The organism is Brochothrix sp. (assembly GCF_017549435.1).
Lineage (GTDB): Bacteria > Bacillota > Bacilli > Lactobacillales > Listeriaceae > Brochothrix > Brochothrix thermosphacta.
Map to the genome: position 1 here is coordinate 1 of NZ_JAFYUW010000004.1, position 10887 is coordinate 10887.

The window sequence follows — 10887 nt, forward strand, 5'->3', positions numbered from 1 at the left end:
ATGGATGAAGAATTCGTCATTGCTGCGGAAGCATCGGGTTTAACAAATCTTGAAGGGCACCGTGTAGTAGGTGGAATGCGAGCAAGTGTTTATAATGCAATGCCGATTGAAGGTGTTGAAGCACTGATAGCCTTTATGAATAAATTTGCAGTAGCCAATACGGTGACGGGGGATGTAAATAATGCCTAATACTTATAACGTTAAGACATACAATGAGATAGCTGTTAAAGGCCTAAAAAAACTTGATCCTGAGAAGTATTACCTCAATGGTAGCGGTAATGTTGATGCGGTTTTATTGCGTAGTTACGACATGAATCAGCAAGATTTACCAGAGTCGTTATTAGCAATAGCGAGAGCGGGCGCAGGTGTGAATAACATTCCTGTTGAAGCTTGTAGTGATGCAGGCGTCGTTGTGATGAATACGCCTGGAGCCAACGCAAACGCTGTGAAAGAGCTCGTGATTGCGAATTTGCTCACAATTGCTCGACCGATGATTGAAGGTGCAAATTGGGTGAAACAGTTGCCTAAGACAAACCTAGCAGAGAATGTTGAAAAAGGTAAAAAGAAATTTGTAGGCACTGAAATTCACGGGAAAACATTAGGTATCGTTGGTTTAGGGCACATTGGCCGTATTATCGCTAACGATGCTGTAGCATTAGGGATGGATGTTGTTATCTATGATCCCTATGTATCTGTTGAAGCGGCTTGGCAAGTTTCGCGTGAAGTTGAGCGTGTGGATGAATTAAAACAATTGCTTGAAATTAGTGATTATATTACGATTCATGTGCCATTATTAGAATCAACAAAAGCAATGATAAATAAAGTAAGCCTACAAGATATCAAAGAAGGGGCTGTGTTATTAAATTTTGCCCGTGGCGAACTTGTTGACACAGAAGCAATTGTTGATGCATTGAATAGCGGAAAATTAAAAAACTATGTTGCTGATTTTGCAGACGAAAAACTATTTGGTCAAGAAGGCGTGCGGATTTTACCACATTTAGGCGCTTCAACAATAGAAGCGGAAGAAAACTGTGCCGTGATGGCAGCAAAAGAATTAGCCCATTTTCTAGAGACAGGTAACGTTCGTAATTCTGTTAACTTCCCACGTGTAGAACTTCCTTACCGTGGTTTAACGAGAATCGCGATTGCTCATCACAATGTGCCAAATATGGTTGGGCAATTTACTACTAAAATTGCAGAAAATCAACTGAATATTGGTGATATGATTAATCGTAGCCGTAATAAAATTGCATACACACTGATTGATTTAGATAATGTGACAAGTACCATCAATCATGAGAAGCTAAAACAAGCGTTAGAGCAAATAGAAGGAATCATTCGAGTTCGTATTATTAAAGGTGATTATTAATTATACGAAAAAAGTAATTTTCAGTTTGGAACTGCCGTACATAGGTGGTTCCTTTTATGTTGTTAGGGGCTATTAAACTAAGAATATGATATAATTCAAGAGAGATAAAATTATAAGGGGTTGATAGAAAGTGTTACTTAAAGGGAAAAAAATACTATCATTTGTCAGTACTGATTTTGAAGATTTAGAATTATGGTACCCGATACTTCGTCTAAGAGAAGAAGGTGCGATTGTTCATTTAATAGCTGAAGAAAAGTCACATGAATATATTGGTAAATACGGTGTTCCTGCTGTTTCCGATGCGACTTTTTCTGAAATTAATACGGAAGATTACGATGCATTATTAGTTCCAGGCGGTTGGTCACCTGATAAATTACGTCGTTTTGATGATGTGTTACGTATTACGCGTGAATTTAATGATGCTAAAAAACCAATCGGGCAAATTTGCCATGCAGGATGGGTACTAATTTCAGCAGATATTCTCAAAGGTGTGAATGTTACAAGCACGCCGGGGATTAAAGATGATATGACGAATGCAGGAGCAATTTGGCACGACGAAGCAGTAGTAGTAGATGGTCATATTGTGTCAAGCCGTAGACCGCCAGATTTACCTGATTATATGAGAGAATTCATCAAAGTTATAGCAAAATAAAAAACGTTTTTGACTTATTTACCACAAATTTAATAGGATATAGTTCCCAAATTAAAAGTAACTGTGGTAAGATACATAAGTGTAAAATTTGAGTGTTATCACTTGAATTATTAAAACGAGAGAAAGAAGTGTATTTGTTTGAAAGATGCAGTTAGTATTGTAAAAGATCAATTAAAACATTTGAGTATGATTCTGCGAATTGCACGTTATGAAGAACGAGCAGACTATCAAAGTCATTATTTAGGTTTGTTATGGCAAATTCTAAATCCATTAATTCAAATAGGTACGTATTATCTAATCTTTGGTGTAGGTTTACGAGGAACTCGCACAGCTACAGACGGTGTGCCGTTCTTTGTATGGATGGTTGTTGGTATGACAACATGGATGTTTATTAATCAATCAATCACACGAGGCAGTAAAGCAATCGTAAATAAAGTAAATCTTGTAAGCAAGATGAAATTTCCACTTAATATTTTACCATCAATCAATATCGCTTCAGGCTTTTCGGTGTATTTAGTAATGTTAGTTGTCTCATTAATCTTATTAGCATCACAAGGTGTGACACCAACATTGATGTGGGCACAATATATTTATTATTTTATTTGTATGATTGTTTTCTTATATGCTGTAACGTTATTTACTTCGACAATAACAGTCTTATTTAGAGATATGCAGTTTGTTATTCAATCAGTCATGCGACTCTTATTTTATGTCTCAGGAACTATTTGGAATATAGCTGAGATGCCAGAATCAATTCGTCATTATTTCAGTTTGAATCCAATTCTATACATAGTTGAAGGATTCCGTGATGCTTTTCTTTCACGTGCGTGGTTCTGGGAAAGCCCAGCATTGACAATATATTTTTGGGCGTTCACGCTCTTTTTCTTGGTTGCAGGTAGTGTACTTCACAACAAGTTTAAAGAGAGCTTTGTTGACTATGTTTAAGAGAGAGGATTATTCATTATGACAGTTAAAGTTTCAGTCAAAGATGTATCAAAACAGTATGATTTGTACAAAAATAAATCAGATCGTATTAAGGCAATCTTTAATAAAAATAAAAAACCACAAGAGTTTTGGGCATTGCGTCATGTTTCTTTTGATGTTCATGAAGGCGAAACAGTGGGTTTAATCGGGGTAAATGGCTCTGGTAAGTCTACAGTGTCAAGTATTATTGCAGGTATAGCGCCACTCACTAAAGGTGAATTAAAAGTCAATGGTGAAGTGTCGATGATTGCAATCGGTGCAGGTCTTAAAGGTCCTTTGACAGGACTTGAAAATATTCGTATGAAATGTTTAATGCTTGGTTATAGCATGAAAAAAATTAATGAACTTATGCCAGAAATCATTGAGTTTTCTGATTTAGGCGATTTTATCCATCAGCCAGTTAAAAGCTATTCAAGTGGTATGAAATCTCGTTTGGGTTTTGCTATTGCAGTTCATATCGATCCGGATGTACTTGTAATAGATGAGGCATTGAGTGTTGGGGATAAAACATTTTATCAAAAATGTGTGGATAAGATTATGGAATTTAAAGCACAAGGGAAAACAATTTTCTTTGTGTCGCATTCTTTAGCGCAAGTTCAAAAATTATGTGACCGTATTATTTGGATGCACTATGGTGAATTAAAAATGGATGGTCCTTCTGCTGAAGTAGCCAAAGCATATGACGAGTATGTTAAGTGGTTTAATGGCTTAACTGCAGCTGAAAAGAAAAAATATCAACAAGATTGTAAAAATAAACAAAAACAACCTTATTTACCGTTAGAAGTAATTAAAAGTGGTGATACAGATTCGCGTAGCGTACGAAATCAGTCTAAGTATGCCAAAATAGATAAAAAAGGCAGTGTTTTAACGCCGTTTATACTTATTGGGTTGATGATTGTGATGTTAGTCACTGGTTTTTCAATTGCAACAAATCAAAGTGTTGCAGCATTGATTATTCCATCATTAAAAAATGAAACTCAGGAAAATCAGGCTGAAAAGAAAATGGTTTGGGAGAACGTTGATGAAAAGGCTCGTTTCAACAAGAGTAATGTTCCGCTTTATTCTGATGAAAAACTGACGAAAAAAGTGGATGCTAAAGTTGCAATCGGTGAAGACCTTAAAGTATTGCGCCAAAGTGGATCGACAGTAGAAATAGCAATCGCTAAGGACAAGTTCTACACCACAAAAGGTAACTATCAATACAGATCTGATAGTATAGTGCAAGATAGTGTCGATACATCAAAATTAATCCCGTTAATAGACAACCGTATAGCAGATTCCTTTGAATATTTTACTGCTTATCTTGGTTCGAATAAGAGCAAGGTCTTGGATGCTATGAACTCATTAGATCACCCCAAAAAGAAATATGTGTCATTATACGAAGGTTCTTTGAAATATCATTATGATGACTCAGGTCAAATCAATTCAATGGAAATGGCAAGTACACAACCCATTACTGTGAAAGATTTAAATATTTCTAAAAGCCAAACGCTTTATGACGAAAAGGAACAGTCATTTTTCTTCGAAGGAAATGATTATCAATATTACGTGACTAAAAAAACAGTTACTATTCATCCAAAATAATAACTAAAGACGATCTCTCGAGGTCGTCTTTAAGTTTTGATATAGGAGGTGTAAATCATGATGAAAAAAATATACATGTTGTTAATGCTTTTATTTTCAAGAGGACTTGAGGTTTTCTCTAAACGTGATAAAATAGTTTTCTTGTCCTCTTTTGGTGATAATAATGTACCTGTTGCGAACGAATTAATTCAGCGTAATCCAACTGCTTCGATTGTCTTTTTGTATGAACGATCTGCGGGCCAATCGCTTTTAAATTTAGACCCACGAATTGTACGAAAAAAATGTGATGGTGTAGCGATGTTTAGTTGTATCCCAACCTTAGTGTCTGCTCGTAAGTTAGTGATTGATAATTACTTTGCAGTTCTGGGGGCATTACCTAAAAATAAGAAATCTGAGACGATTCAAGTGTGGCATGCTAATGGTGCAATTAAACAATTTGGATACGAAGATGCATCAAATAGGATAAGACCTCTGGCAGATAAAAAACGCTTTAAAAAAGTGTATGATTTTACTGATAGTTATGTTGTGGGCTCAAAAAAAATGCAGGCTATCTTTGAACAATCGTTTGAAGCGAGAGGAAAGAAATTTTTACCATTTGGGATTGCACGAACCGATGTTTTTTTTGATAATAAATTAATGACTCAAAAACGTTTAGAAATTCGCCGGAAATTTGATGTTAGTGAGTCTAAAAAAGTGATAGTATATGCTCCTACCTACCGTTCAGCTGAACTTAGCAATGAATTGCAATTAGATGTTGAGTTATTGCGACGTGAACATTCAGAAGATAGTGTGTTGCTAATTAAAAGGCACCCACGATTGAACGATTCAGATTTATTGACAGATGATGATTTTATTAAAATAGTACCAAATACAACAGCTTTGACGGATTTTTATCCTGCGATTGATGTATTGATTAGTGATTATTCTTCTATTCCGTTTGAGATATCATTATTACCTACGGTTAAAAAAATGTTATTCTTTTGTTATGATGAGAAAGAGTATGAACTGCAGCAAGGGTTACAACAGACCTGGCGAACAATGCTACCAGGCCCGATTATAGCAACCTCTCAATTACTGAGTGAAGAACTAAAAAATGTGCCTTACAAAGCTGATTATGAAGGCTACAACAAAACATGGAACACCTATACCACCGGCAATGCTGTTAAACAGTTGGCGGACTATCTACAGTAGTGTAAAATAGCTGTATTCGATTGTGTTTTTAGTTGAAACTGTTACAATGAAAAAGATAATAACTATCAAAACTGAGGTGAATCAATGAAGAAAGTAACAATTTTAATTCCAGCCTATAACGAGGAAGAAGCAATTCCCGCTTTATACGCAGAGCTCGATCGTGTATCAGCGTTATGTGGAGACTATCTATTTGATTTTTTGTTTGTTGATGATGGGAGTTCAGATGCAACGTTATTCATTTTAGAACAGATGCGTCAAAAAGATCAGCGCATTAAAACACTGGCACTTTCACGTAATTATGGCAAAGAAACGGCCATGATGGCTGGTATTGATTATGCTGAAGGTGATGCACTTGTTATTTTGGACGCAGATTTGCAAGACCCACCGGAGTTAATCATTGAAATGTTAAAATGGTGGGAAGAAGGTTACGATGATGTTTATGCAAAACGTCGTACACGTAAGGGCGAATCATGGATGAAACGCATAACTTCAAAACGCTACTATGCAATGCTTCAAAAAACAACGCGTATTCCTTTGCAACGTGATACAGGTGATTTTCGTCTATTAGACCGTCGCTGTATTGATGCTCTAAAAACAATTAGAGAAACACAGCGTTATACGAAAGGTCTTTTTAGTTGGATTGGTTTTAAGAAAAAAGAAATTTTATTTGATCGTCAACCACGAATAGCAGGAAAAACAAAATGGAATTATTTCAATTTAATTAATTTAGCAATCGAAGGTTTTACATCATTTACGATTGTGCCATTACGCATTTCGACAATTGCCGGTTTTTTTGTATCTTTTATAGCGTTTATTTATATGATAATTATTTTAATCAGAACATTGATGTTTGGACCTGATGTTTCAGGGTATCCTTCATTGATGATGGTTATTTTATTCCTTGGTGGTATCCAATTAATTAGCCTCGGAGTTATAGGTGAATATTTGGGTCGTATATTTAACGAAACAAAAAAACGCCCATTATATTTTATAGATACTTATAATGAGGAAAAAGTGTATAATATTAGTGATGGAAATACTAAAATCTAATAGTAATTATAAATTAGGAGGCACCATACATGAGTTGGAAAAAACAATACCATAATTGGGATGAATTTCAAGAATTAGATGAAACTAATCGCGCTGAATTAGATGCTATAAAAGCAGATAAGGAAGCACTTGAAGATCGTTTTTATAAATATATCGAATTTGGAACAGCAGGGATGCGTGGCTTATTGGGTGTGGGAACAAATCGCTTAAATGAGTATACAGTGAGATGGGTGACTGAAGGGTTAGCACGCTATATTGCTACTCAAGGAAAAGCTGCTTCTAAACGTGGCGTTGTTATTGCTTATGACCCCCGTTATTTATCACAAGAGTTTGCTTATGTAGCAGCAAGTGTTCTTGCAATGCATGATATTAAAGCTTACGTATTTGAGAGTTTACGCCCAACACCAGAGCTATCATATGCGATTCGTTATTTGAAAACGTTTAATGGTATCATGATTACTGCCAGTCATAACCCATCAGATTATAATGGCTTCAAGGTCTATGGTGAGGATGGTGCCCAAATGACTCCCGAGGCAGTTGCAACAATTGTTGAAGAGTTAGTGAAATTAGAATCACATGAATTAGAAATTAAAAAAATAGATACTGAAGATGCAATTGAAAAAGGCAAGATTGAAGTGATTAGTACTATTGTTGATAAACCATATCTTTGTGATTTAGAATCGGTTGTAGTTAACGATTCGCTTATTCGTAAAAATGGTGGCGATGTTTCGATTGTATATACACCACTTCATGGAACTGGTGGCGTTTTAATGCCAACAGTATTTGAAATTGCTGGTTTTACTAATGTTGATTACGTATCTAAGCAAATGAAACCCGATCCAGAATTCTCTACAGTAAAATCACCCAATCCTGAAAATGCGGATGCGTTTAAGTTTGCAGCTCGTTTAGGGGAAGATAATGAAGCAGATGTTCTGCTTGCTACTGATCCAGATGCTGACCGTTTAGGTGTTGCTGTACCGGATGAAACGGGTGCGTTCCAAGTGCTGTCAGGAAACCAAATCGGCGCATTGATTTTATATTATACGCTATCTGAGAGAAAAAAATCTGGTTTACTTCCTGACAATGGTGCTGTTATTAAATCTATTGTAACAAGCGATTTAGGTGGTAAAATAGCAGAGCATTTTGACGTTAAAATGTTTGATGTTTTAACTGGATTCAAATATATCGGTGAAAAAATTGCACAATGGCAATCAGATAAATCATACGTTTATCAATTCGGTTATGAAGAAAGTAATGGCTATATGTTAAAACCATTTACACGTGATAAAGATGCATTACAGGCTGGACTTGCATTCGCTGAGTTAACACTAGCTTATAAGAAGCAAGGTTTGTCTGTATTACAAGTGTTGAATGGTTTATACGACCAGTTTGGCTATTACACAGATGAAGTGGTGTCGCTTACATTATCAGGTCGAGAAGGATTAGCTGAAAGTGCACGTATTATGTCATCATTACGTGAAACACCGCCAAAAAGCATAGCAGGACTAACAATTAGTAAATTAGAAGATTTTTCCGTGCAAAAGCGTTATAATAACAGCACAAATACAGAAACTGACATTGACTTACCGAGTGCAAATGTTTTGAAGTTTCATTTTGAAGATGGTTCATGGTTCTGTGTAAGGCCTTCTGGGACTGAACCAAAGATTAAATTTTATTACTGTATCACGGATAAAACAGCAGAAGCATCACAACAGAAATTAGAAATGATTAAAGAAGCAGTTTCTAGTCTTGCAAAATAACTCAACAATAAGGATGAATGCCAATGAATGAAACAAACAAAGTAGAGCTTGTAATTGTTACAGGTATGTCTGGAGCAGGGAAATCTGTTGCAGTTCAGTCTTTGGAAGATATCGGGTATTTTTGTGTAGATAATTTACCACCATTATTGTTACCAAAATTTTGGGAATTGATGCATGAATCGGGTAAAGAAAAAATCGCTGTCGTAATGGATTTACGCTCACAAGATTTTTTTGGATCGATTGATGTTTATATCACAAAGTTAATTAAACAAGCAGGTTTAGATTTGACAGTGTTGTTCCTTGATGCAGACGATGAAGTACTTGTAACCCGTTATAAAGAGACAAGACGCTCTCATCCGCTTTCTGCAGGTGAATCCACCTATTCAGGTATAAAGCGCGAACGTGAGCTGTTACAGTATCTTAAAAGCATCTCACAAGTTGTTATCGATACAACTAATTTTAAACCAAAGCAATTGCGTGAACAATTGATGCAACGTTTTTTGACAAACCCTGAAGATGTTTTTCATGTCAATGTGACATCATTTGGCTTTAAGTATGGAATACCGATTGATGCTGATTTAGTGTTTGATGTGCGATTTTTACCCAATCCATTTTACGATGAAACGATGCGTGAATTAACAGGTCTAGATCAGGAAGTGTATGATTATGTTATGAAATGGCCAGATACTGAAGAGTTTTTAATTAAGCTCTTAGATTTATTGCGTTTCGTTCTTCCGAGCTATAAACGAGAAGGTAAAACGCAGTTATTGATTGCAATTGGTTGTACAGGTGGTCAACATCGTTCAGTGTCATTAGCGCGTTACATTGATGAACAACTACGTGATGATTATCAGACATCATTGACACACCGTGATGTTGAAAAGCATGTAAGAGGATAGCATCAATAAGTTATAGATTTAAGCTTGTAAAAAACATAAAAAGTAGCAGTCCCATTAGGGAACTGCTACTTTTTTTATTGATCTTATTTCGGATATTATGAAAAAAATTTAGAATAGCTGTTTTGCTTTTTTTAGGATAAATAAAAAAACAACTACACAAAAGAGTATAGCTGCTTAGATAATGACTATTTTAAAGTGATTTTTTGTCCAATAGATAGTTTGTTCGGTGATGCGAGCTTATTGATCACTTGTAATTCGGACCACGTTGTGCCGTGTTGTGCAGCAATTTTAGTCAACGTATCGCCTGATTTCACAGTATAACTTTTAGCATTTGTCGCAGGTTTTTTAACAGGAGTAACTACTTTTGAAGACGGCAACTTAACTGTTTGTCCAGCGAATATTGTATAAGGAGCAGCTATTTTATTAAGCGTCGCAATTTTATCGTATGTTGTTCCATTTGCATAGGCAATGCTGCTTAATGTATCACCTTGTTTCACTTTGTAGTTAGCAGTTGCATTGCTAGCAGCAGGTGTATTTGTTGTATTATTTGGAACATTATCCGTTACTTTCTGATCAGCAGCCTTTTCAGCAGCTGTTTTTTCAACTTCAATTTTCAACTTATTATTAGGATATATAATAAATGGCGTTTTAAGATGATTGTTTTCTGCAATTTTTTCATATGACGTTTTGTATTTTGTTGCAATACCTTTTAGTGTATCACCAGCCTTAACTGTATAAGTGACCATTTTAGTATCAGAAGAGAGGGCAACATCGGTATCATATTGTTGTAAGTTATACACTTCAATCAGATTGATTAGTTTTGCACCATAATTAATATCAGTGGCATATTTACCAGTTAAAGCATTCGCTGCATCTTTGTAATTTTTAGCGTTGATAAAAGCTGAATAATGATTTTGCGACCAAGCAGATTTAGTAAACAATCCATAATAATCTTCAATTGATTCAGTAGGACTTGGATAAACTTTAAAACCATCATTGATAGTAATTAATTTAGAACCCACATATTCTTGTGTTTGAAGTACAACTGTTTGACCTTGATATGAGCCTTTAATACCAAAATAGTTATTATAATTTGCCGATAAACCAGAAGAACCTGATCCCGACTCTAAAATTGCTTGTGCAATTAATACACTGGTAAAGAGTTGTCCTTTACTCGGTGCTTTTTGAGCAGCGACAGCCATTGCTTTAGCAAAATCAGCAGTATGTCCTGAAGGGATTGTAGTAGTAGGTTTAAATGTTTGCGGTGCTTGAGTTTGTGGTGCTTGAGTTTGTGGTGCTTGAGTTTGTGGTGCTTGAGTTTGTGGTGCTTGAGTTTGTGGTGCTTGAGTTTGTGGTGCTTGAGTTTGTGGTGCTTGAGTTTGCGGTGCTTGAGCCTGC

9 protein-coding genes and 1 pseudogene are annotated in these 10887 nt (G+C 35.7%); 9 read left to right on the plus strand and 1 reads right to left on the minus strand.

The annotated features are described in order from the left end of the window. From IKV95_RS00160 to rapZ, 9 genes and pseudogenes are all read left to right on the plus strand, one after another. Nucleotides 1–189: pseudogene (locus IKV95_RS00160) on the plus strand (hypothetical protein); the annotation flags it as partial. Then, nucleotides 182–1369 carry a phosphoglycerate dehydrogenase gene (locus IKV95_RS00165; RefSeq protein ID WP_036027591.1) on the plus strand — a complete coding sequence of 396 codons (1188 nt, stop codon included), beginning with the start codon at nucleotides 182–184 and terminating at the stop codon, nucleotides 1367–1369. The pseudogene IKV95_RS00160 and the gene IKV95_RS00165, both read left to right, overlap by 8 nt. A gap of 130 nt (nucleotides 1370–1499) precedes the next feature. Further along, nucleotides 1500–2021, plus strand: a complete 522-nt coding sequence (locus IKV95_RS00170) for a type 1 glutamine amidotransferase domain-containing protein (RefSeq protein ID WP_029092157.1) — start codon at nucleotides 1500–1502, stop codon at nucleotides 2019–2021. A gap of 138 nt (nucleotides 2022–2159) precedes the next feature. Then, entirely contained in the window at nucleotides 2160–2966 is an 807-nt protein-coding gene (locus tag IKV95_RS00175) for an ABC transporter permease (RefSeq protein ID WP_029092156.1), read from the plus strand. A gap of 18 nt (nucleotides 2967–2984) precedes the next feature. After that, a complete protein-coding gene (tagH, locus tag IKV95_RS00180; RefSeq protein WP_287451276.1) occupies nucleotides 2985–4589 on the plus strand; it encodes a teichoic acids export ABC transporter ATP-binding subunit TagH in 1605 nt (534 codons plus the stop codon). Between the two features lie 57 nt (nucleotides 4590–4646). Further along, nucleotides 4647–5780, plus strand: a complete 1134-nt coding sequence (locus IKV95_RS00185; protein ID WP_287451277.1) for a CDP-glycerol glycerophosphotransferase family protein — start codon at nucleotides 4647–4649, stop codon at nucleotides 5778–5780. Nucleotides 5781–5864: 84 nt separating this feature from the next. After that, the gene (locus IKV95_RS00190; protein ID WP_069120269.1) at nucleotides 5865–6830 is read left to right on the plus strand and encodes a glycosyltransferase; all 966 of its coding nucleotides are present in this window, start codon (nucleotides 5865–5867) and stop codon (nucleotides 6828–6830) included. Between the two features lie 29 nt (nucleotides 6831–6859). Further along, complete coding sequence (locus IKV95_RS00195; RefSeq protein ID WP_029092153.1) at nucleotides 6860–8590, plus strand: phospho-sugar mutase; 1731 nt, start codon at nucleotides 6860–6862, stop codon at nucleotides 8588–8590. A gap of 17 nt (nucleotides 8591–8607) precedes the next feature. Further along, nucleotides 8608–9489, plus strand: coding sequence for an RNase adapter RapZ (gene rapZ, locus IKV95_RS00200; RefSeq protein WP_029092152.1), 882 nt, complete (start codon nucleotides 8608–8610; stop codon nucleotides 9487–9489). Nucleotides 9490–9674: 185 nt separating this feature from the next. Here rapZ and IKV95_RS00205 read toward each other — a convergent pair. Beyond that, nucleotides 9675–10887 (minus strand): LysM peptidoglycan-binding domain-containing protein (locus IKV95_RS00205; protein ID WP_287451278.1); only part of this gene is annotated, 1213 nt, incomplete at its 5' end.